The 21139-nt window shown below is 72.7% G+C and carries 20 protein-coding genes; 6 read left to right on the top strand and 14 right to left on the bottom strand.

Annotation, left to right across the window (positions count from 1 at the left end; all coding sequences use genetic code 11):
- From DMB66_RS27555 to rimP, 4 genes are all read right to left on the bottom strand, one after another.
- On the bottom strand, positions 1–1861 hold a 1861-nt coding region (locus DMB66_RS27555; protein ID WP_125807024.1), incomplete at its 3' end, for a translation initiation factor IF-2 N-terminal domain-containing protein.
- 91 nt (positions 1862–1952) lie between these two features.
- Positions 1953–2354, bottom strand: a complete 402-nt coding sequence (locus tag DMB66_RS27550; RefSeq protein ID WP_125807015.1) for a YlxR family protein — start codon at positions 2352–2354, stop codon at positions 1953–1955.
- Positions 2332–3351: a transcription termination factor NusA gene (nusA, locus tag DMB66_RS27545; protein ID WP_125807014.1), complete on the bottom strand. Its 1020-nt coding sequence runs from the start codon at positions 3349–3351 to the stop codon at positions 2332–2334. Before nusA ends, DMB66_RS27550 begins: the two co-directional genes overlap by 23 nt.
- Complete coding sequence (gene rimP, locus DMB66_RS27540; RefSeq protein WP_125807013.1) at positions 3348–4019, bottom strand: ribosome maturation factor RimP; 672 nt, start codon at positions 4017–4019, stop codon at positions 3348–3350. The genes nusA and rimP overlap by 4 nt, the downstream gene beginning before the upstream one ends.
- Before the next feature lie 377 nt (positions 4020–4396).
- Between rimP and DMB66_RS27535 the strand changes: the two genes are divergently transcribed.
- The 3 genes from DMB66_RS27535 to DMB66_RS27525 all read left to right on the top strand — a co-directional run bounded on the left by DMB66_RS27535 (position 4397) and on the right by DMB66_RS27525 (position 6107).
- The gene (locus DMB66_RS27535; protein WP_199752651.1) at positions 4397–4852 is read left to right on the top strand and encodes a hypothetical protein; all 456 of its coding nucleotides are present in this window, start codon (positions 4397–4399) and stop codon (positions 4850–4852) included.
- Positions 4853–4892: 40 nt separating this feature from the next.
- On the top strand, positions 4893–5315 hold the full coding sequence (locus DMB66_RS27530; protein ID WP_125807012.1) for a DUF4439 domain-containing protein: 423 nt from the start codon (positions 4893–4895) through the stop codon (positions 5313–5315).
- A gap of 63 nt (positions 5316–5378) precedes the next feature.
- Positions 5379–6107 (top strand): nucleotidyltransferase domain-containing protein, encoded by a 729-nt coding sequence (locus tag DMB66_RS27525; protein ID WP_125807011.1) that lies wholly within the window; start codon positions 5379–5381, stop codon positions 6105–6107.
- Between the two features lie 19 nt (positions 6108–6126).
- Here the strand turns inward: DMB66_RS27525 and DMB66_RS27520 are convergent, their stop codons facing one another.
- On the bottom strand, positions 6127–6819 hold the full coding sequence (locus DMB66_RS27520) for a VIT1/CCC1 transporter family protein (RefSeq protein WP_255440945.1): 693 nt from the start codon (positions 6817–6819) through the stop codon (positions 6127–6129).
- Positions 6816–7673, bottom strand: a complete 858-nt coding sequence (gene map, locus DMB66_RS27515; protein WP_125807010.1) for a type I methionyl aminopeptidase — start codon at positions 7671–7673, stop codon at positions 6816–6818. Before map ends, DMB66_RS27520 begins: the two co-directional genes overlap by 4 nt.
- 70 nt (positions 7674–7743) lie before the next feature.
- Between map and DMB66_RS27510 the strand changes: the two genes are divergently transcribed.
- Positions 7744–8067: an STAS domain-containing protein gene (locus tag DMB66_RS27510; RefSeq protein WP_125807009.1), complete on the top strand. Its 324-nt coding sequence runs from the start codon at positions 7744–7746 to the stop codon at positions 8065–8067.
- Between the two features lie 3 nt (positions 8068–8070).
- Here DMB66_RS27510 and DMB66_RS27505 read toward each other — a convergent pair whose 3' ends face one another.
- Positions 8071–11712 (bottom strand): SpoIIE family protein phosphatase, encoded by a 3642-nt coding sequence (locus DMB66_RS27505; protein ID WP_125807008.1) that lies wholly within the window; start codon positions 11710–11712, stop codon positions 8071–8073.
- Positions 11713–11801: 89 nt separating this feature from the next.
- Between DMB66_RS27505 and DMB66_RS27500 the strand changes: the two genes are divergently transcribed.
- Positions 11802–12374: an HD domain-containing protein gene (locus DMB66_RS27500; protein WP_125807007.1), complete on the top strand. Its 573-nt coding sequence runs from the start codon at positions 11802–11804 to the stop codon at positions 12372–12374.
- 6 nt (positions 12375–12380) lie between these two features.
- Here DMB66_RS27500 and DMB66_RS27495 read toward each other — a convergent pair whose 3' ends face one another.
- The 6 genes from DMB66_RS27495 to DMB66_RS27470 all read right to left on the bottom strand — a co-directional run bounded on the left by DMB66_RS27495 (position 12381) and on the right by DMB66_RS27470 (position 19222).
- Complete coding sequence (locus DMB66_RS27495) at positions 12381–13130, bottom strand: gamma-glutamyl-gamma-aminobutyrate hydrolase family protein (RefSeq protein ID WP_125807006.1); 750 nt, start codon at positions 13128–13130, stop codon at positions 12381–12383.
- 57 nt (positions 13131–13187) lie between these two features.
- Positions 13188–13874: a gamma-glutamyl-gamma-aminobutyrate hydrolase family protein gene (locus DMB66_RS27490; protein WP_125807005.1), complete on the bottom strand. Its 687-nt coding sequence runs from the start codon at positions 13872–13874 to the stop codon at positions 13188–13190.
- A 252-nt stretch (positions 13875–14126) separates the two neighbouring features.
- Entirely contained in the window at positions 14127–14936 is an 810-nt protein-coding gene (locus DMB66_RS27485) for a 3-oxoacyl-ACP reductase (RefSeq protein WP_199752650.1), read from the bottom strand.
- Positions 14902–16248: an aldehyde dehydrogenase gene (locus tag DMB66_RS27480; RefSeq protein ID WP_370319298.1), complete on the bottom strand. Its 1347-nt coding sequence runs from the start codon at positions 16246–16248 to the stop codon at positions 14902–14904. Before DMB66_RS27480 ends, DMB66_RS27485 begins: the two co-directional genes overlap by 35 nt.
- 43 nt (positions 16249–16291) lie before the next feature.
- Positions 16292–17638, bottom strand: a complete 1347-nt coding sequence (locus DMB66_RS27475) for a glutamine synthetase family protein (RefSeq protein ID WP_125807002.1) — start codon at positions 17636–17638, stop codon at positions 16292–16294.
- Positions 17639–17695: 57 nt separating this feature from the next.
- Entirely contained in the window at positions 17696–19222 is a 1527-nt protein-coding gene (locus tag DMB66_RS27470) for an amino acid permease (RefSeq protein WP_125807001.1), read from the bottom strand.
- Positions 19223–19904: 682 nt separating this feature from the next.
- Between DMB66_RS27470 and DMB66_RS27465 the strand changes: the two genes are divergently transcribed.
- Positions 19905–20303 carry a MerR family transcriptional regulator gene (locus tag DMB66_RS27465; RefSeq protein ID WP_125807000.1) on the top strand — a complete coding sequence of 133 codons (399 nt, stop codon included), beginning with the start codon at positions 19905–19907 and terminating at the stop codon, positions 20301–20303.
- Here the strand turns inward: DMB66_RS27465 and DMB66_RS27460 are convergent.
- Positions 20261–21109, bottom strand: coding sequence for an SDR family NAD(P)-dependent oxidoreductase (locus DMB66_RS27460; protein WP_199752649.1), 849 nt, complete (start codon positions 21107–21109; stop codon positions 20261–20263). The genes DMB66_RS27465 and DMB66_RS27460 overlap by 43 nt on opposite strands.
- Positions 21110–21139: the final 30 nt, after the last annotated feature.

The following is a 21139-nucleotide window of genomic DNA, read 5'->3' as shown; positions in this document are numbered from 1 at the left end:
CTTCTGCCGCCTTGGCGTGGTTCAACGCCTCGACCGTCTGCGGCATGACGCCGTCGTCGGCCGCGACCACGAGGATCACGATGTCCGTCACCTGGGCACCACGGGCACGCATGGCGGTGAACGCCTCGTGGCCCGGAGTGTCGATGAAGGTGATCGCGCGCTCTTCGCCCTGGTGCGGGACGACGACCTGGTAGGCGCCGATGTGCTGGGTGATGCCACCCGCCTCGCCGGCGACCACGTTGGTCTTGCGGATCGCGTCCAGCAGCTTCGTCTTACCGTGGTCGACGTGACCCATGACGGTCACGACCGGCGGCCGGGTGACGAGCCTGTCCTCGGCGATCTCGGCGTCGAGGTCGATGTTGAACCGCGACAGCAGCTCGCGATCCTCGTCCTCGGGGCTGACGATCTGCACGTCGAAGCCGAGGTGCTCGCCGAGCAGCAGCAGCGTCTCGTCGGAGCACGACTGCGTCGCCGTCACCATCTCGCCCAGGTTGAACATCTCCTGGACCAGCGAGCCGGGGTTGGCGTTGATCTTGTCGGCGAAGTCGGAGAGCGACGCACCACGCGACAGCCGGACCTCCTGGCCCGAGCCGCGGGGCGCACCCGACGACATCTGCGGAGCCGACAGGTTGTCGAACTCCTGACGCCGCTGCTTCTTCGACTTGCGGCCACGCGTGGGCCGGCCACCGGGACGCCCGAAGGCACCCGCGGCACCGCCGCCACGACCGCGACCGCCACCACCCGGACGACCGGGGGCACCGCCGACGGGACCGCCGCCACCGGGGCGGAAACCGCCACCGGCACCAGCACCGCCGCCGCCACCGGGACCACCGCGGTAGCCACCGCCACCGCCGGCACCGGCACCGCCACCGCGGTAACCGCCACCACCGGCACCGGCACCGCCGCCGGGACGGAAACCGCCACCCGCGCCGCCACCGGGACCGCCGGGACGACCAGCGCCGCCGCCACCGGGGCGACCAGCGCCGCCGCCGGGACCGCCGCGACCGCCGCCGGGACCGGCGGGGCGCTGCGCGGGCATGGACGCGGGGCTGGGCCGCGGCGGCATCGAGGCAGGGCTCGGCCGCGGGGGCATGCCCGGCTGGTTGGGCCGGGGCATCGCCGACGGGTTCGGCCGCTGGCCGCCGCCGGAGACGCCGAACGGGTTGTTACCGGGACCGCGGGGCGCCGGGCGCGGCGAGCCGCCCGGGCCGGGACGGCCGGTAGAGGGCGCGCCCGGGGCTCCGGGACGCGTTGCGGCGGGTGAGCCGGGACGCGGCGGCACCGTGCCGGGGCCCGGGGGCCGCGGCCGGGTGGTGCCGTCGGCCGGAGGCTGCTGCGCCCGGCGCTCGGCGTCCCGGGTGCGGGCCGCCTGGGCCGCCTTGACGGAGGCCTCCTGCTCGGCCTTCAGCGCCGAGGCGCGTGCCTCGGCGGCCGCCACCTCGATGTCGTGGGCACTCGCCGGCTTGGCGACCGGACCGGGCACTGGGCCCGGACGGCCGGGAACCGGCGGCTTGGGCCGGACCATCGAGCCGGGCGACGGCGCCGAGGACGTGGGTGCGCCGGCAGGCGCTCCCACGGTCGGCGCGGCGGGCCGGCGCGGTGGCTGTGGCCGCATGGCCGATGGGTTGACCCGGGGGGCGCTGGGCGCGCTCGGGGCGTTCGACGCGGCGGGCGCGGGCGCCGCCGGAGCAGCACCGCCCGGGGCGTCGAGGGCACCACGAAGTCGCCGGGCCACCGGGGCCTCGACCGTGCTGGACGCGGATTTGACGAACTCGCCCATCTCTTTGAGCTTGGCGAGAACGGTCTTGCTGTCGACCCCGAGCTCTTTGGCGAGCTCGTGAACGCGGGCCTTGCCTGGCACTGCACTCCTCATCTCGAGGTCGTACGAGCAGCGCCCGCCGACCTCACTCGTGCACTAGAAGCCTGGTCATTTCAGGGACTTCATCGTGTGCTCATCTGGGTCGTCCTACCTTGCTGGACATGGATGGGGCATCTACCGCTCCATCATCGGTTGTTCCACGCGGCACGGAGATCGCGCGGATGTGCTCGGCAAGCAAGCCGGTGTCAGCAACACCGGTGAGTCGCAGCGCACGCCCGAAGGCGCGACGCCGCTCCGCCTGCGCGAAGCAAGCCGGATCAGGATGCACATGTGCACCCCGGCCCGGCAGCCGGCGGCCCGGATCGGGCTGAAGCCGGAGTTGACCTCCCGCTTCGACCGCGACGAACCGCAGTAAATCGGAGGCCGGCACGCGTGAGCGACACCCAACACAGGTGCGTGTCGGACCGGCCACCCGAAAGTCTACCCCGCGTGCCTCGTGCTCGCGTATCCGGTCAGCTTCCGGTCTCGGCGGCATCGCGCTCAGAGGCCGGATCCGGCTGCTCGTTGTCCGGACGGATGTCGATGCGCCAGCCGGTCAGCCGGGCGGCGAGCCGCGCGTTCTGCCCCTCGCGGCCGATCGCCAGCGAGAGCTGGAAGTCCGGCACGGTGACCCGGGCCGTCCTGGTGGCCAGGTCGACCACGTCCACCCGCAGGGCCTTGGCCGGGGAGAGCGCGTTGCCGACGAACCTCGCCGGGTCGTCCGAGTAGTCGATGATGTCGATCTTCTCGCCGTGCAACTCGCTCATGACGGCCCGGACCCGCTGGCCCATCGGGCCGATGCAGGCACCCTTGGCGTTGACCCCGGCCACCCGCGAGTGCACCGCGATCTTGGAACGGTGACCCGCCTCACGGGCGATGGCGGCGATCTCCACCGTGCCGTCGGCGATCTCCGGCACCTCGAGCGCGAACAGCTTCTTCACCAGCGCCGGGTGGGTGCGCGACAGGGTGATCTGCGGACCGCGGAAGCCCTTGGCCACGTGCACCACGACGCAGCGGATCCGGGACCCGTGGTCGTACGTCTCCCCCGGCACCTGCTCGGACTGCGGCAGGACCGCCTCCAGCTTGCCCAGGTCGACGATCACGATGCCCTTCTCGGCGCGCGCCGCGTCGGCCTGCACGATGCCGGTGACCAGGTCACCGTCGCGGCCCGCATACTCGCCGAAGTGCACCTCGTCGGTGGCCTCGCGCAGCCGCTGCAGGATGACCTGCTTGGCGGTCATCGCCGCGATCCGGCCGAAGTCGTGCGGGGTGTCGTCCCATTCCCGGACGACCCGCCCGTCGGCGTCGAGCTCCTGGGCGAAGACCTGGGCCGCGCCGTTCTTGCGGTCGATGTCCACCCGGGCGTGCCCCTCGGCCCCGTCCGTGTGCCGGTACGCGGTCAGCAGCGCCGTCTCGATCGCCGCGAGGATCGTGTCGAACGGGATCTCCCGCTCGCGCTCCAGGGCGCGCAGCGCCGCGAGGTCGATGTTCATTTGTCCTCGCCCTCCCCATCCTCGTCGTCTTCATCTTCTTCATCGTCGTCATCCGGGTCGCCCTCGTCGGGCTCATCGGGGAAGACGGCCTCATCCAGCCGCTTGAACTCGATCTGGACCTTGCCCGGTCCCAGCTCAGCGTAGGGAAGCCGACTGCTCTTGCCGTCCACGTCGAACTCGATGCCGGTCTCGTCCGCCGCCGTGACCCGGCCGGTCAGCGACCGGCCCGCGACGGTGACGGCGACCAGCCGGCTGACGTTGCGCCGCCAGTGCCGGGGCAGGGTCAGCGGCCGGTCCACGCCGGGCGACCCGACCTCAAGCTGATATTCACCCGCCAGCACCTCGCCCTGCGCCTCCTCGGCCGCGTCGAGGGCCTGCGAGATCTCCCGGGAGACGACGGCGACGTCGTCGAGGCTGATGCCCCCGTCGGCGTCGACCAGCACCCGGAGCACGTGCCGCCGGCCCGCTCGGGACAGGTGCACGTCCTCCAGGTCGAAACCCGCGGCGACCACGACCGGCTCGATCACCGCGCGCACTCGGGACTTGGCGGCCACCAGGTCGATGCGCGGAGCGGTGGGCTGACGCGTCTCTTCTGCGGCCTGCGGGCTCCGGCCCCCGCCGGAGCGGCGGTTCGCCGGGCGGGCGCCGCCGCGACCACGCTGCGTCATCGGGCCCAACCCTTCTGCTCGAATGCGGCGCGTAGCAGGTGCTCTGCGCGCCGGTCGCCGGCAACACCGGCATGCCACCGGGGCTGAAAATCCCCGGCGGCTGGTGCAGAGCGTAACGCGCCGGCGGCGTGGGCCGGCCGCCGCCGCTCCGATTCCCAGCCAGGTGCAGGTCAGCGACGCCCGGCCGGGAACGGGTCCACCCTGTCGATCTTGCCAGCGCCGGACGGGGTCCGGGGTTCCGCGTCGCCGGCGGACTTCAGGGCCGGCGCCGGCCGGTCCATCGGTCGTTCGGGCGGGGCGGTCGCCCGGGCCGGGCGGAGGTGCAGGCAGGCATGCGCGGCGGGGCAGATCTGGCCCGGATAGTGTTGACTTACGGCGTGAAAAGACGCCACCTGATCGGCGTGGCCGCCGGTGGGACGCTGAGCGCGACGGCACTGGCGGGCTGCGGGCTCTTCGACAGCGAGCCCGGGCCACCGCCACCACCCGACGCCCTGCAGCCCGTGCTCGACGAGGCCGTGGCGCTGGCGGCGGCATATGACCGGGCCGTGCTGGCCGAGCCCGGCCTGGCCAAGCGGCTGACCCCGCTCGCCGACGACCACCGGACGCACGTGGCCGAGCTGTCCCGGGTGATCGGCAAGACGGTCCCGTCCGGCGCGCCCGCCTCCAGCGCGCCGAGCGGCGACGCGGCCGTGTCGGTGGCGACGCTGCGCAAGGCGGAGCAGGCGGCGCAGCAGACGGCGGCGGCGGCCTGCCGAGCAGCGCCGGCCGAGCGGGCCGGGCTGACCGGATCGATCGCCGCGGCCCGCGCCGCCCACGCGGAGGCCCTCCGTTGAGCAGGCCGGCGACGAACGCCGCGCCGAGAGCGGTGACGGCGTGAGCGCGCAGCTCGCGGCCGCGCTGGCCGCGGAGGAGGCGGCGATCTACGCGTACGGGGTGCTCGGGGTGAAGCTGACCGGCGGCGGTAGCCGCAGCGAGGCCCGCGCCGCCGAGGCCGCCCACCGCGCTCGCCGGGACGTGCTGGTCAGCCGGTTGTCCGCGCTCAAGGCGAGCACCGCGCCGGCGCCGGCGGGCTACGCGCTGCCGTTCGAGGTGACCGACCGGGCGAGCGCGCTGAAGCTGGCCATCCACGTCGAGGACGGGGTCGCGCAGGCCTGGCGCGCGGTCCTGCCGGCGACCACAGGGGCGGACCGGGCCACCGGGCTGAACGCGCTGACCGACGCGGCGGTGCGGGCGACCCGCTGGCGCCGGCTCGGCGAGGTGACGCCGACGACAATGGCCTGGCCCGGGCGCGCCTGACACCCATCCGACCACCCACCACCACCCTTGACCGGACTGAAGCCTCTTCCCGGGTCGGAGTCCATGCCCGACACTGACGCTGTGTCGCAGGACGAGTACGACCTGGCCAATCCTCGCTGGCACCTGTCCGTCCGGCTGCGCGACGTGATCCTGCGGCGCTGGTCGGCCGAGGTGCGCGCGATCGGCGTGCACGGCTCGCTGGCACATGGCGACGACACCGACAGCAGCGATCTCAACCTGCACGTCGTCACGTACCGCCCGGGTGCCGGACCCCGCGCCACCCTGCGCCGGGTCGACGGCATCCTGGTCGACCTCAGCGTCGGCACCGCCGACGACGGCCTGCGCCGGGCCCGGGAGCTGACCCCGCGCTGGCCGCTGGAGGCCGACCGCTACCTGAGCAGCCGCGACCTGTTCGACCCCGGCGGCTGGTTCGCCGGCCAGCGCGACGCCCACCTGGGCAAGCTCGCCGAGACCCGGCCGGGCGAGTTCAGCGGGCTGGCCCGGCGCAACTGGTGCGTGGCCTCGGCGGCGCACGCCCGCGCGGTCCGGCTGGCCGAGTGGTACGAGACCGATGCGGCGCTCGTCCTGCTCGCCGAGGCCAGGCTGCACGCCGCGATGGTGACCGGGCTGCTCAGCCGCACGTACTTCCGCAACCGGGCCGACGCCGTGAAGCGCACCGGCCTGGCCGGGGCGGACATGACCGAGCTGGGCTCGGTGCTCAAGTCGCAGGCCGACGAGCTCACCGCCCGGGGCCGCCCGGTCGACGGCCCGCTGGGCGCCTTCTTCGACTGAGGTCACCGCCGGCCGGGGGTCAGGAGACGCCGACGCCGATCAGCGCGCCGACGACGTAGGTGGCGCCCGCCGCCGCGGCGCCGAGCAGGAGCTGCCACAGCCCGCTGCGCCACCACGGGCGCCCGGTGAAGCGGGCGATGAGCGCACCGGCCGCGAACAGCCCGGCACCGCCGACGACGAGCGCCGCGAGCAGGCTGTCGAAGCCCAGCAGGTAGGTCAGCAGCGGCACGACCGCCCCGGCCGCGAAGCACACGAACGACGACAGCGCCGCCGTCCACGGGCTCGGCAGTTCGTCCGGGACGACGCCGAGCTCCTCCTGGGCGTGCACCCGCAGCGCCTGCTCCGGGTTGGCCTTGAGCACGTCGGCCACCTGCCGGGCGAGCGGGCCGGGCAGCCCGCGGGCGGTCCACATCGCGACCAGTTCGTCGGCCTCGCCCTCCGGGTTGAGCCGCAGTTCGCGCAGCTCCTTGTGCAGTTCGGCGCCGACCTGGTCGTTCTGGGTGCGCACGCTGGTGTATTCGCCGAGGCCCATGGAGATCGCCCCGGCGACCAGGCCTGCCACGCCGGTCAGGATCAGGGTGTGCCGGCTGCCGCCGCCCCCGCCGACGCCGGCGATCAGGGCGATGTTGGTGACCAGGCCGTCCATCGCACCGAAGGTCGCCGCGCGCAGCCAGCCGCCCGAGACGTCCGCGTGGTGCTCGGTGAGCGTCACGGCAGGGTCAGGATCTCGTGCCCATCCTCGGTGACCACGAGAGTGTGCTCGAACTGGGCGGTCCACCTGCGGTCCTTGGTGACGACCGTCCAGCCGTCACTCCACATCTCGTATTCGTGGGTGCCCAGGGTGATCATCGGCTCGATGGTGAAGGTCATGCCGGGCTCCATCACCGTGTCGAGCCGCGGGTTGTCGTAGTGCGGGATGTAGAGCCCGCTGTGGAACGTCTCGCCGATGCCGTGGCCGGTGAAGTCGCGCACCACGCCGTAGCCGAAGCGGCGGGCGTACGCCTCGATGACCCGGCCGATCGCGTTGATCGGGCGGCCCGGCGCGACCGCGCGGATGCCGCGCATCATCGCCTCGTGGGTGCGCTCGACCAGCAGCCGGGCCTCGTCGCTGACCTCACCGACGCAGAACGTCGCGTCGGTGTCGCCGTGCACGCCGTCGAGGTACGCGGTCACGTCGACGTTGACGATGTCGCCGTCGGCGAGCACGGTCGTGTCGGGGATGCCGTGGCAGATGACCTCGTTGAGCGACGTGCAGCAGGACTTGGGGAAGCCCTTGTAACCCAGCGTCGACGGGTAGGCCCCGTGGTCGATCAGGAACTCGTGCACCACCCGGTCGATCTCGTCGGTGGTGACACCCGGCTTGCAGTGCTCCCCGGCGAGCTGGGTGGCCTGCCCGGCGAGCCGCCCGGCGACGCGCATCTTCTCGATGGTCTCGGGGGTCTGCACGTGCGACCCGCGCCACTCCTTCGGGCGCTTCTTGCCCACGTATTCGGGACGGGTGATCTGCGGCGGCACCGCCCGCCAGGGTGAGAGCTTTCCCGGAACGAGCGGGGCACGAACGGTCATAGGGCCAGCTTATCGCCGCACCGGGCGGCCGGTTGTTGCCGCCTCTGACCGCCTGTGTAATCGTGTCAACGTGGATCAAGAGAACGCCGGAACGGACTTCTCGGCCAGTTCCTCGGTGACGGAGGGCCACGCCACCGTGGTCGTTCGCGGCGAGGTCGACATGTCCACCGCCGACGCGATGGTGCGGGCGGCCACCGGTGACGGCGTGCGCAGCGCCACCATCGACCTGCGCGGGGTCACGTTCTTCGACTCCGCCGCCATCCACGCCCTGATCCGGCTCGCCGAGCGCTTCCCGGACGGCCTGGCGGTGATCCCGTCGCCGCAGGTCCACCGGGTGCTCGACATCTCGGGCCTGAGCACCCAGCCCTGGCTCGTGCCGGGCGAGCCCGGCTGACGATCAGGAGCGGCTGAGCGGACGGCGCAGCGTCACCTCCGTGCCTGATTCCGTCCGCGCCACCGAGAGCTCCGACAGGGCACCGATGAGCGCCAGCCCGCGCCCGCGGAAGCCGGCCGCGCCGGCCGGGCGCCAGCTTCCCGTGTCCCGGACGGTCGCCCGCACCGCGTCGTCGTCCAGCGACACCTCGATCGTGATCACCGGTTCGGCCGGCGCCACCGGGTGCTCGATCGCGTTCGCGGCGGCCTCGGAGACCGCCACGGTCAGGTCGAAGATGTCGCTGTCGGGCACGGCGTGCGCCGTCAGGAAGTCCTCCAGGCGGCGGCGCAGCACGCTCAGCCGGGCCGGGTCGGCGGGCAGCCGCAGCACGAACTCGCGCGGCTCGGTGGCCTGCAGCGCGAGCAGCGCGATGTCGTCGCGGCGGGTCTGCTGGGCGGCCTTGGCGAGCAGGACGTCCAGCAGGTCCTCGACGTGCTCGGTCGGCTTGGCCAGGTCCGCGCGGACCTCGGCCAGGCCCTGGTCGATGCCCTTCCGGCGGTCCTCGACCAGCCCGTCGGTGTAGAGCAGCAGCCGGTGGCCGGGCTCCAGGGTCGCGGCCCGCGTCGGGTAGGTCACGTCGCCGAGCGCGCCGATCGGCGGGCCGAGCGCGCTGGAGTGGAGCAGCCGGCCCTCCTCGCCGGGCGCCGCGACCATCGGGGACGGATGCCCGGCCGACGAGTAGTGCAGCTCCCGGGTGCGCGGGTCGAAGCGGACACAGACCACGGTGGCGAACTGGCGTCGGCCCAGGTTGTCCACCAGCCGGTTCAGCCGGGACAGCGCCTCGCCGCAGTCGAACCCCTCGAGGATGTACGCCCGCAGCGCGTTCCGCAGCTGCCCCATCCCGGCGGCGGCCTGCACCCCCTTGCCGACCACGTCGCCGATGACCAGGAAGAGCTGCTGTCCGGGGGCGAGGATGACGTCGTACCAGTCCCCGCCGACCTCGGCCTCGCTGCTGCCCGGCAGATAGCGGCTCGCCACGATCGCGCCGGGCACCCGGGGCAGCGACTGCGGCAGCAGGCTGTGCTGCAGCGTGCTGGCGATGCGGTGCTCCGCCTCGTAGAGCCGGGCGTTGCCGAGCCGCAGGCCGACCAGGCGGGCCAGCTGGGTGAGCAGCACCGGCTCGGGCGGACCGTCCGCACCCGACCAGACGCTCAGCTCGCCGAGGGTGGCACCGGAGGTGTCCGGCAGCGGCAGGACGGAGTCCGGGACGGCCGAGCCACCCGCGCCACCGTCCACCTCGGCCCGGGCGCCGGACGCGGTCAGCACGACCCGGCCGGCCGAGGTCATCGCCTGCACGTGCCGGGCGGCGACGTCGAGCACCTCGGCGGTGGTGCTGACCGTGTTGACCGCCGCGGCCGCGTCCACCAGCCCACGCAGCCGGCTGATGATCTGCCGCCGGTTCTGGCCCAGTTCGAGGTTGGCACGGACCCGGGCGGTCAGGTCCCGCACCGAGAACGGCTTGACCAGATAGTCGTCGGCGCCGGCGGAGAGACCCTCGACGGACGATTCCTCGCCGGCCCGGGCGGAGAGCACCACGATCGGCACGTCACGGGTGCGCTCGTCCGCCCGCAGCGCCTTGATCAGCCCGAAGCCGTCCAGCCTGGGCATCATCACGTCGGTCAGGACCAGGTCGAACTGCTCGACGAGGGCCAGCTCCAGCGCCTGCCGGCCGTCCGGCACGGTGGTGACGTCGAAGGACGGCCGGAGCAGCCTCGCGACGTGGTCGCGCAGGTCGGCGTTGTCGTCGGCGAACAGCACCCGGCCGCGCCGCGCCGGGTGCACCGCGCCCGGCGCCACCGGGGCCGGCGCGCTGTCGCCGAGCCACCAGTGCGCTTCCTCGACGTAGAGCCGGGACTGGTCCGCGGGCAGGTCGGCCGGGCCGGCGTCGATGATCCGGTCGGCGGGGAGGTGGGCCGTGCCGAGCGGGATGGTCACCGTGAACGTGCTGCCCGCGCCGGGCTCGCTGCGCACGGTCGCCGTGCCCGCGTGCAGCTCGGCCAGCTCGCGGACCAGCGCCAGGCCGATGCCGGTGCCCTCGTGGCTGCGCGACCAGGCCCCGGTCACCCGGTGGAAGCGGTCGAAGAGCAGCCGCTGCTCCTGCTCGGACACGCCGACACCGGTGTCGGTCACCTCCAGCACCGCGACGCCGGGCCGCTGACGAACCCGGACCGTGATCCCGCCGGCCGGGGTGAACTTGACCGCGTTCGAGAGCAGGTTGAAGACGATCTTCTCCCACATCTCGCGGTCCACGTGGACCGGCGCGGACAGCGGCGGCGACTCGATGTCGAGCCGCAGCCCGGCCCGCTCGGCCACGGCACGGAACGTGCTGGCCAGCCGGGCGGTGTAGTCGGCCAGGTCGGTCGGCCGGTAGGCGGCGCGCAGCCGGCCGGACTCCAGCCGGGAGAAGTCCAGCACCGTGTTGACCAGCTTGAGCAGCCGCAGCCCGTTGCGCTGCACAGGCACGAGCCGTTCGCGCTGGTCGGCGGCGAGCCCCGGGCCGGCCAGCAGGTCCTCGAGCGGGCCCAGGATCAGCGTCAGCGGGGTGCGGAACTCGTGGCTCACGTTCGAGAAGAAGTTGGTCTTGGCGGTGTCCAGCGCGGCCAGCTCGGCGGCGCGGCGGCGTTCCTGCTCGTAGGCCCGCAGGTTCGTCACCGCGCGGGAGATCTGCGCGGTGGCCAGGTCCAGGAAGTCCCGGTAGCCGCGGTCCAGCGCGACGAACCTGCTCACCCCGACCACCAGCGCGCCGACGCCGCTGGTGCCGGCGCCGATCGGCAGCACCAGCGCCTCCTCGGCCGCCGACCGGGGCGGCGGCTGGGCCGCGTCGACCACCGGGAGGGTGCCCGCCCGGTCGGAGCGCATGGCCGCGCCGACGGCGGCGCGCGCCCGCGCGCTCAGCGGCCAGCAGGCCGACGGCGGCACCCCGCAGGAGCCGGCCAGGGTCAGCTCACCCCCGCCGGCCGGATCGTCCAGGTAGAGGGCCGCGAACGGCACGTCGGCGTCGTTCTCGCCGAGGACCTGCGCGACCTGGGTGCCGAGCGCGAGCTGGTCGGGCGAGTCGGCCAGGCGGGAGCCGAGGGCGCTGAGCGTACGGAAGCGACGGTCGGCGAACACCCGGCCGGTGGTGTCGCTGACGATGCAGAAGATGCCGCCCACAGTGGCGTCGGCGAGCCGGATCGGGTCGTACGAGATGTCGAAGTACGTCTCCTCGAGGAAGCCGAAGCGCTCGAGCATGAACAGGTAGTCGGCGGCCCAGAACGACTCGTCGCGAGCCTGCACGCCGTCGAAGAGCTCCCGCAGCACCGACCAGGTCTCGGCCCACATCTGCTGGCCGGGCCGGCCCAGGTAGCCGGGATGCTTGCCGCCCATGGTCGGGATATAGGCGTCGTTGTAGAGCGCACAGCACTCCGGGCCCCAGAAGATGATGATCTGTGCCTTGGAGGCGAGCATCCTGGCGACGGCCCCCGCCAGCTCCGGCGGCCAGCCGGCGGGCGGCCCGAGCGGGGTCGCGGCCCAGTCGAGCGCGAGCATGCGCCGGCCCATCTCGCCACCGCGTTCGAAGGCCGTCCGCAACAGGCGCGGCAGCGCCTCGTCCGCGCTGGGCCCCATGCGTCCTCCCGCGGAAGTTTCGGCCGACAAGCTCTGCACGGTAACACCGAGCCCCGCGGCCCTCGGCGACCGCGGCTAACCTTCCCCGGGTGACTTCGCCCGCCCTCGATCGAGCCCTGACCGAATCCTCGCTGCGGCCGCTGCCCGGCCCGGCCGCCGAGTTGCTGCGGGCGCTGGACGCACCGCCGCGGCTCGGTGCGCACCTGCGGGCCGTGCACGACGTCGCCTGGTCGCTGACCGACGTCCTCGGGCGCCACCGGCCGGACCTGGAGTTCGACACCGCCGCGGTGCTCTTCGGCGCGGCGACGCACGACATCGGCAAGGTCGTGCACGTGGCCGAGCTGTCGGGGCCCGGCCGGCGGCACGAGGAGGCGGGCCGGGACCTGCTGCTGCGATACGGGGTGCCGGCGCACCTCGCGCGCTTCGCGGGCAGCCACGGCTCCTGGGACGCCCCGGAGGCCACCCTGGACGACCTGCTGGTGAGCCTCGCGGACAAGGTGTGGAAGGCGGCCCGGATCGACGACCTGGAGGAGCGGGTGTGCCGGCACCTGGGCGGCGCGCCCTGGGAGGCGTTCCTCGTGCTCGACGACGTGCTGCAGGAACTGGCCGCCGGGGCGGACGAGCGGCTGGCCTTCCAGGCGGCACACCCGATCGCGGCCTGACGGCGCTCAGGCTGCCAGCGCGGTCCGGCTCAGGCCGCTTCGACGCGCGGCGGCCTCGGTCAGCGCCGCGAAGACCCGCAGGTCCCCGGTGCGCTCCGGATGCCACTGCACGCCCAGCGCGAACGACCGGCCGCGATCCTCGATGATCTCGATGACCTTGTCCTCGGGGCACCGGCCGGACACCCGGAAACCGCCCGGATCGTCGATCGCCTGGTGATGGAACGAGTTCACGGTGAGCCGGGCGCCGAGCAGGGCCCGCGCCGCCGAGCCGGCGGTCAGCACCACCTCGTGCCGGCCGAACGCCGAGGACTCCACGGCGAGCGGGTCGGTGCCGGGCGCGGCCCGGTGCCGGTCGTGGCCGACCAGGTCGGGCAGGTGCTGGTGCAGGGAGCCGCCGGTGGCCACGGCCATCACCTGCAGGCCGCGGCAGACGCCGAGCACGGGCAGGTCGGCGTCGAGGGCGGCGCGCATGAGCAGCAGCTCGGAGGCGTCCCGGACCGGGTCGGCGTCGGTGGCCGGATGCGCCTCGGCACCCCAGTTGGCCGGGTCGACGTCGCCGCCGCCGGCGAAGACGATCCCGTCGAGCGATTCGAGCACGTCCGTGCCGGGATCGTCGGGGGTGATCAGAACCGCCCGGCCGCCGGTGGCGTGGACGGCTCTGACGTAGGACATCGGCAGCATTCCGACGATCTGCTCGTTGCTGCCGTACTGGACCTGCTGGGCGTACGCGGTCAGTCCGATCAAGGGCCTGCGCATGCTGGGTGCGATCCTCCTTCGTCTTGAACCTGCGTATCGGCGGGTGCGCCGGAAGTCTTAGGTCGCCGCGGCGGCGACCAACGCGCCGAACAGCCGTTTGTCCCGGGTGACCTCCGGATGCCACTGCACGCCGAGGACGAACCGGTGCGCCGGGTCCTCCACGGCCTCGGCGAGGCCGTCGGCGGCCCGGCCGGTGACCGTCAGCGTGCCCGGGTCGTCGATGCCCTGGTGGTGGAAGCAGTGCACCCGGGTGTCGTCGCCCATCAGGGTCGCGACCAGGCTGCCGGGGGTGAACCGGGCCTCGAGCTCGCCGTAGACGGCCGGCGCCGGGCGGTGCCGCTCGTGCCCGAGCACGTCGGGCAGGTGCTGGTGCAGGCTCCCGCCGGCGGCCACGGTGAGCAGTTGCATGCCCCGGCACACGCCGAGCACGGGCAGGTCGCGGGTGAGTGCCGCGCGGGCGAGCAGCATCTCGGCGGCGTCGCGATCCGGCCGGGTGACCGTCTGCGGGCCGGGCGTGGCGCCGTACAGCTCGGGGGCCAGGTCGGCGCCGCCGCTGAGCACCAGCCCGTCGAGGATCCGCAGCACGTCGGTGTCGAGGTCGTCGGGCGGCAGCAGGACCGCCCGGCCGCCGGCCTGGGTGACCGCGGCGACATAGTCGTGCGGCACCAGCGTGGTGGGCAGATCGCGCCAGACGCCCCAGGTTGCGGGCTCCACATACGTGGTGATGCCGATGACGGGTCGCATCTTTACCAAGATATCCACGTCCTGCTTCGGACCGGGTCGACCGATTGGGTGATCCGGTCGCCGTACCGGTCGACCGAGGGAGCCGGAGGAGTTAGTGAGCGGCGCCGGCTCTGGCGAGCCGGCGCCGCGCCCGGGTCCTCTGACCCACCCGTGCGGCGATCGCAGCGTGCGCGGGCGGAGATTCGACCCCTTCACCCCGCGTCAGCAGGGCGTATGAACATCCGTGCCCGCCGTCTGGGCACGTTAAACACACTAAAGAGGCGTCACATAGGCGCCGGTGATACCTCCATCGACGACAAATTGCGACGCGGTCATGAAGGACGCGTCGTCGCTCGCCAGGAACGCCACCGCCGCGGCGATCTCGGCGGGCTCGGCGAACCGGCCCATCGGCACGTGCACCAGCCGCCGGGCGGCCCGCTCCGGGTCCTTGGCGAAGAGGTCCATGAGCAGCGGTGTGGCGACCGGGCCGGGGCAGAGCGCGTTGATCCGGATGCCCTCGCGGGCGAACTGCACACCCAGCTCGCGGGTCATCGCCAGCACGCCGCCCTTGCTGGCCGTGTACGCGATCTGCGAGGTCGCCGCCCCGAGCAGCGCGACGAACGACGCGGTGTTGATGATCGCGCCCTTGCCCTGGCGCTGCATGTGCGGGATCGCGTACTTGCAGCAGAAGAACACGCTCGTGGTGTTCACCCGCAGCACGCGCTCCCACGCCTCGATGCCCGTGACCAGGATCGAGTCGTCGTCGGGCGGGGAGATCCCGGCGTTGTTGAACGCGATGTCGACCCGGCCGTGCCGCTCGGCGACGCCGTCGAACAGCGCCTTGACCGCATCCTCGTCGGTGACGTCGCAGGCGACGAACTCGCCGCCGACCTCGTCGGCGGCCGCCTTGCCGGCGTCCGCCGAGATGTCGACGCAGACGACCTTGGCTCCCTCGGTCGCGAACCGCCGCGCGGTGGCCAACCCGATGCCGCTTCCGGCGCCGGTGATCACGGCGATCCGATCTTGCAAACGCTCCACAGCTGACCTCTCAGGAGTCCGTCGAGATGAACACGTTCTTGACATCGGTGAACGACAGCAGCGCGTCGGGGCCGAGCTCCCGGCCGAGGCCGGACTGCTTCATGCCGCCGAACGGCGTCCAGTAGCGCACCGACGAGTGCGAGTTGACGCTGAGGTTGCCGGACTCCACACCGCGCGAGACCCGCAACGCCCGGCCCAGGTCGCGGGTCCAGATGGAGCCGGAGAGCCCGTACTCGGTGTCGTTGGCGAGCCGGACCGCCTCGTCCTCGTCGCGGAACGGCAGCACCGACAGCACCGGCCCGAAGACCTCCTCGCGCCAGTGCGGGTCGCCCGTCGACCCGGCGAGCAGCACGGTGGGCGGGAACCACCAGCCATCGCCGGCGGGCGCGGCACCGGCGAACGCCACGTCGGCGCCCGCCGTGTAGGACGCCACCTTGGCCCGGTGCTCGGCGGAGATCAGCGGGCCCATCTCGGCGGTCTCCAGCGCGGGGTCCTGGACCCGGTAGGCCTTGACCGCCGGCTCCAGCAGGGACAGGAAGCGGTCGTACACCGAATCCTGGACCAGCAGCCGGGAGCGGGAGCAGCAGTCCTGGCCGGCGTTGTCGAAGACGCCGCCGGGCGCCGCCGCGGCGGCGCGTTCCAGGTCGGCGTCCGCGAAGACGATGTTGGCGCTCTTGCCGCCGAGCTCGAGGGTCACCCGCTTCACCTGGTCGGCGCAGCCCGCCATGATCGATTTGCCGACCCCGGTGGAGCCGGTGAAGCAGACCTTGCGGACCGCCGGGTGGGCGACGAACCGCTGCCCGACCACGCTGCCCTTGCCCGGCAGCACGGTGAAGACGCCCTCCGGCAGGCCGGCCGCCAGCGCCAGCTCGCCGAGCCGGATCGCGGTCAGCGGGGTCAGCTCGGCCGGCTTCAGCACGACCGTGTTGCCGGCCGCGAGCGCCGGGACGAAGCCCCAGCCGGCGATCGGCATCGGGAAGTTCCACGGCACGATGATGCCGACCACGCCGAGCGGCTCGTGGAACGTGACGTCGAGGCCGCCGGCGACCGGGATCTGCCGCCCGGAGAGCCGCTCGGGCGCGCCCGCGTAGTAGTCGAGCACGTCCCTGACGTTGCCCGCCTCCCAGCGCGCGTTGCCGATCGTGTGCCCGGAGTTGCGCACCTCCAGGGCGGCGAGCTCCTCGATGTGGTCGTCGACGAGCGCGGCGAAGCGCCGCAGCAGCCGCGCCCGGTCCCCGGGCGCCACCCGGCGCCACGACTCGAAGGCCTGCTGCGCCCGCTCGATCGCGGCGTCGGTCTCGGCCTGTCCAAGCGACGGTACGGAGGTCAGCAACGCCCCGGTGGACGGGTTGATCAAATCAGTCACAACAGAATCCTGACACCCCTCCGAAGGTTCATCCCTACAGCCGTTCGAATCCGCGGCGAAGTTCCCAGTCGGTGACCGCGGAGTCGAACGCGGCCAGCTCGACCTTGCCCATGTTGGCGTAGTGCTCGACCACGTCGGCGCCGAACGCGCCGGCCGCGACCGGGCTGCGCTCCCACAGCTCCAGCGCGCTGCGCAGGCTCCCCGGCACCCGGGGCGCGGTGGCGTCCTCGTAGGCGTTGCCCCGGAACTCCGGCTCGAGCTCCAGCTCGTTCTCCAGCCCGTGCAGCGCGCCCGCCACCAGCGCCGCGATGGCGAGGTACGGGTTCACGTCGCCGCCGGGCACCCTGTTCTCCACGCGCATCCCCTGGCCGTGCCCGGCCATCCGCAGCGAGCAGGTGCGGTTGTCGACGCCCCAGCGCAACGCGGTCGGCGCGAACGAGCCGGGCTGGTAGCGCTTGTAGGAGTTGATGTTCGGCGCGAAGAGCAGGCTGAACTCGCGCATGGTGGCGAGCAGGCCGGCCGTCACCCGCTGCCCGGTCACGCTCAGGTGGGCCGGGCCGTCCCCGAGCATCGCCGAGCGGCCGTCCGCGTCGCGCAGCGAGAAGTGGATGTGGCAGGAATTGCCCTCGCGCTCGTTCGGCTTGGCCATGAAGGTCAGCGCCATGCCCTCCTGGGCGGCGATCTCCTTCGCGCCGTTCTTGTAGATCACGTGGTTGTCGGCGCACTTCAGCGCCTCGGCGTAGCGGAAGGCGATCTCGTGCTGGCCGAGGTTGCACTCGCCCTTGGCGCTCTCCGGGATCAGGCCGGCGCCGTACATGTCGTTGCGGATGCGGCGCAGCAGCGGCTCGACCCGGGCGGTGCCGAGCAACGAGTAGTCGACGTTGTACTGGTTGGCGGGCACCAGATCGCGGTAACCCTTGTCGAACGCCTGCTCGTAGGTGTCCCGGTAGAGGACGAACTCCAGCTCGGTGCCCGCGTACGCGGTCAGGCCGTGCTCGGCGAGCCGGTCGAGCTGGCGGCGCAGGATCTGCCGGGGCGAGGCGTAGACGGGCTCGCCCTCGGTGGTCTCCAGGTCGGCGAGGACCATGGCCGTGCCGGGCTGCCACGGTACGGGGCGCAGGGTGGCGAAGTCGGGACGCATCACGAAGTCGCCGTAGCCGCTGTTCCACGACGACATGGCGTAGCCGTCCACGGTGTTCATGTCGACGTCGACCGCGAGCAGGTAGTTGCAGCCCTCGCTGGCGCCGGAGACGACCTCGTCCATGAAGAAGCGGCCGTGCAGCCGTTTGCCCTGCAGCCGGCCCTGCATGTCGGTGAGCGCGAGCAGGACGGTGTCGATGCTGCCGTTCGTGACGGCGACGTCCAGGTCTTCGAGGTCCATCCGGTTCCCTCCGGGAATGTGGGGGCCGGGCGTGCGCCCGGCCCCGCCTCTAATAGATCACTCCCCGGTCGGCATCGTCTGCTCTCCGTGCGCGGCTTTCTCGATCAGGTTCTGCTTCGGCCCCGTGAACCACTTTCGGGCGCTCGCGAACCACCACAGGGTGGCCCCGCCGACGACCACCAGGACGGCGAAGATCGTGTAGTTGAAGTTCGCCGCGGTGATCGGGCCGGCCACCGGCAGGACGAACAACACGCAGATGAGCGCCACCCAGACGATCGCGATCCAGCCGACCGCCGCGCTCCACTTGCCGAGGTGCCACGGCCCCGGGCGGAAGTCCGGGTTGAGCCGGCGCAGCAGCACCGGGCCCACGTAGGCGATGTAGAGACCGATGACCGCGATCGAGGTCGCCGCCGCGTACGCGGTGGTGTTCCACAGCGAGGGCAGGACCAGCAGGGTGGAGATGGACACGCAGAGCCAGATGGAGTTGGTCGGCGTACCCGTCCGCACGTTGACCTTCTTCCACAGCCGGGAGCCGGGCAGCGCGCCGTCGCGGGCGAACGCGTACGACATCCGGGAGTTGGCCGTCACCGACGCCATGCCGCAGAAGAACTGCGCGACCACGCAGATGAACAGCAGGAACGTGCCCAGGTTGTGGCCGACGGCGTCGATGAAGATCTGCGCCGGCGGCAGCCCGAGCGCGGTGGTCCGTTGCGCGTCGTAGTCCTGGATCGACCAGGTGATCGCCACCAGCAGCACGAAGCCGGCGATGACCGAGACCACGACCGACAGCACGATGCCGCGCGGCGCGGCCCGGGCGGCGTCGTGGGTCTCCTCGGCCACGTGCGCCGAGGCGTCGTAGCCGGTGTACGTGTACTGCGCCATCAACAGGCCGATGAGCACGGCGTAGACGGCCGCGCCGCCGAAGGTGAAGCCGGTCTCGTTGTGCACCTCGGTGAACACTTCGGAGATGGGCTTGTGCTGGTCCGGCACGACGGCCAGCACCACCACGATGACCGCGACGCCGATCAGGTGCCACCAGGCGCTGACGTCGGAGAGCACCCGGACCAGGCTGACCCCGAAGGTGTTCAGCAGGCCGTGCGCGACGATCAGGACCAGGAAGATCAGGAACGTCCGGCCCTTGGTGACCTCCATGTCGAAGGTCAGGCTCAGGAACGCCGAGGTGGTGATCGCCGCGCCGAAGTCGATCGCCGCGGTGACGGCCACCTCGCCGAGGAAGTTGAACCAGCCGATGAACCAGGCCCACGCGGCCTTGTTGCGTTTGGCGAGCGCGGCGGCCCACCAGTAGAGGGCGCCGGCGGTCGGATAGGCCGAGCAGACCTCGGCCATCGCGAGGGCGACGAAGGTGACCATGATGCCGACGAAGAGCCAGCCGAGCGTGATGGCCAGCGGGCCACCGGCGTTCATGGCGATCCCGTACGACGTGATGGCGCCGGCCAGGATGGAGATGATCGAGAAGGAGACCGCGAAGTTCGAGAAGCCGGACAGTCGGCGGTGCAGTTCCTGCTGATAGCCGAGCTGGGCGAGACGTTCTTCGTCGGTACTGGGTGCAGGGCTTTCGCTCATTGCCACTCCCTGGTGCCGAGGGGCAGTTGTGACCTGGGTCACCGCTGTTCGGTGATGATCTACCAGCGGTGTTACGGCCGTCAATGAGCCACGTTAATTGCGTTGCCCGACGCGAGAAGCAACCCGCACACTCGTAGACATGTCAGGGCAACCGAACGCTTCACGCGCGGCCCTGCCGGTGTTCTGACGCCGCTCCGCGGCGCGCGAGCCCTCGGCAGGTCTCGCGAACACCCGGGGGCAGCCGCCGGCTCCCCCACCCCCGCGGCGGCGCGGGGCGCGGTCACCTCTCTCTCGACACAGCATCGCGCTGTGCCACGCGCCCGTCCCGCGCCGCCGCCCCATTCGCCCGAAAAATCTACAGCGGCGAGTCTAGAAATATGCCCGTGGCAGGCATAGCATCATTGAGTCGGCCACGCACAGCCGGCAAGCAATGGCAAGCAACTGGCGAGACTCTGAGTTGGTAAGGAGGACGAGATACCGCAGCAAAGCGAACTCGCAAAGTCCCCGACCCGACAAGAGGTGATCGCAGCCGATGCCCATCACTCACGCCGTCCGCTAGCGGCACGCAGGCGGATTGGCCGCGCCGACGACGGTCGGCTACAGAATTGAACAGCCAAGGCCCCGGTAACCCGCCGGGGCCTTGGACTGTGTCCACCCTCCGATCTTGCGCACGGAAGAAAGCATGAGCACCGCGTTCGACGACGCCGACTTCCCGGCGTACACGATGGGCCGCGCCGCCGACATGATCGGCGTGACACCGGCCTTCCTCCGCAGCCTGGGTTCGGCCGGCCTGCTCGAGCCCGAACGCTCGCACGGCGGCCACCGCCGCTACTCCCGCCACCAGCTCAAACTCGCCGGCCGGGTCCGGCAGCTGCTGGACGAGGGCATGCTGCTCAGCGCGGCCTGCCGGATCGTGATGCTGGAAGACAGGCTGGCGGCGGCACACCGGCGCATCGTCGAGCTGGGCGGCACGCTCACCGCGGACGACGACGCCGACGTGCCGACCTCGACCCACCCGGACATCGCCACCACCCGCTACTACCCGTCGCCGCGGGCCGGCCGCTCCCCCTCGGCGCCGTAGACGGCGGTCAGGCTGGCCTCCCAGAGCAGCCGGGCCCGGTCCGGATCGACGGACCGGCCGGTGGCGCCGAACGGCCGCCGCCACGCGAAGTAGCCGCCCGGCACCGCGGCCGCCGGATCGTCCGCCAGCCACAGCAGCGTGTCCGCGCCCCGCTCCGGACCCCGGAAGACCAGCTTGCCCAGGGAGAAGAGCGGGCTCCGCCGGCCGAAGCCGCTGCGGATCAGCCCCGGAAAGAAGCAGGTCGGCACGATCCCGGACGGGGCCCAGCGCCGGGCCGCCTCGACGGTGAACAGGAGGTTGGCCTGCTTGCTGGCCCCGTACGCGGCCCACCGGCTGAGTTGCCGCCTCCCGGGACGCCGCACGTCCAGGGTGCCCCACGCCTCGGCCGCGGAGCCGGTCGTGACGATCCGGGCCGGCGCGGCCGCCCGCAGCCGGTCCAGCAGCAGGTGAGCGAGCAGGAATCCGCCGAAGTGATTGATCTGGACGCTGGGGTCGAACCCGTCGGCGGTCAGCCGGCGGGCCGGCGCGAGCTGCCCGGCGTTGTTGACCAGCACGTCGATCCGTTCGTGCGCCGCCGCGAGCCCGGCACCGGCCGCGCGCACCTCGTCGAGCACCGCGAAGTCGGCCCGGTACGCCGCCGGCGTGCGCCCGCCGGCCTCCCGCACGACCCCGACCGCGTGCCGCAGCCGCCCGGGATCGCGGCCGAGCAGCACCACCTCGGCGCCGCCGCGCGCGAAGGCGGCGGCCGCGGCCAGCCCGATGCCCGAACTGCCGCCCGTGACGACCACCGTGCGCCGCTGTCCCATCCGCCCATTGGATCAGCCGGTGATCCGCCC

It is taken from the genome of Actinoplanes sp. ATCC 53533 (assembly GCF_003947245.1).
Note: the sequence above shows the minus strand (reverse complement) of the source record. Positions and strands in the feature narration are given on the sequence as shown.

Bases quoted from the DNA above. Each gene is read 5' to 3' on its own strand.
- nusA (WP_125807014.1), bottom strand. From the start codon at position 3,351: ATGAACATCGACCTCGCGGCGCTGCGCGCCCTGGAGCGCGAGCGGGAG.
- DMB66_RS27460 (WP_199752649.1), bottom strand. From the start codon at position 21,109: ATGGGACAGCGGCGCACGGTGGTCGTCACGGGCGGCAGTTCGGGCATC.
- DMB66_RS27525 (WP_125807011.1), top strand. From the start codon at position 5,379: ATGCCCGACACTGACGCTGTGTCGCAGGACGAGTACGACCTGGCCAAT.
- DMB66_RS27495 (WP_125807006.1), bottom strand. From the start codon at position 13,130: ATGCGCAGGCCCTTGATCGGACTGACCGCGTACGCCCAGCAGGTCCAG.
- DMB66_RS27485 (WP_199752650.1), bottom strand. From the start codon at position 14,936: ATGTCAAGAACGTGTTCATCTCGACGGACTCCTGAGAGGTCAGCTGTG.
- DMB66_RS27465 (WP_125807000.1), top strand. From the start codon at position 19,905: ATGAGCACCGCGTTCGACGACGCCGACTTCCCGGCGTACACGATGGGC.
- DMB66_RS27505 (WP_125807008.1), bottom strand. From the start codon at position 11,712: ATGGGGCCCAGCGCGGACGAGGCGCTGCCGCGCCTGTTGCGGACGGCC.
- map (WP_125807010.1), bottom strand. From the start codon at position 7,673: ATGACCGTTCGTGCCCCGCTCGTTCCGGGAAAGCTCTCACCCTGGCGG.
- rimP (WP_125807013.1), bottom strand. From the start codon at position 4,019: ATGACGCAGCGTGGTCGCGGCGGCGCCCGCCCGGCGAACCGCCGCTCC.
- DMB66_RS27475 (WP_125807002.1), bottom strand. From the start codon at position 17,638: ATGGACCTCGAAGACCTGGACGTCGCCGTCACGAACGGCAGCATCGAC.
- DMB66_RS27470 (WP_125807001.1), bottom strand. From the start codon at position 19,222: ATGAGCGAAAGCCCTGCACCCAGTACCGACGAAGAACGTCTCGCCCAG.
- DMB66_RS27490 (WP_125807005.1), bottom strand. From the start codon at position 13,874: ATGCGACCCGTCATCGGCATCACCACGTATGTGGAGCCCGCAACCTGG.
- DMB66_RS27550 (WP_125807015.1), bottom strand. From the start codon at position 2,354: ATGCCGCCGAGACCGGAAGCTGACCGGATACGCGAGCACGAGGCACGC.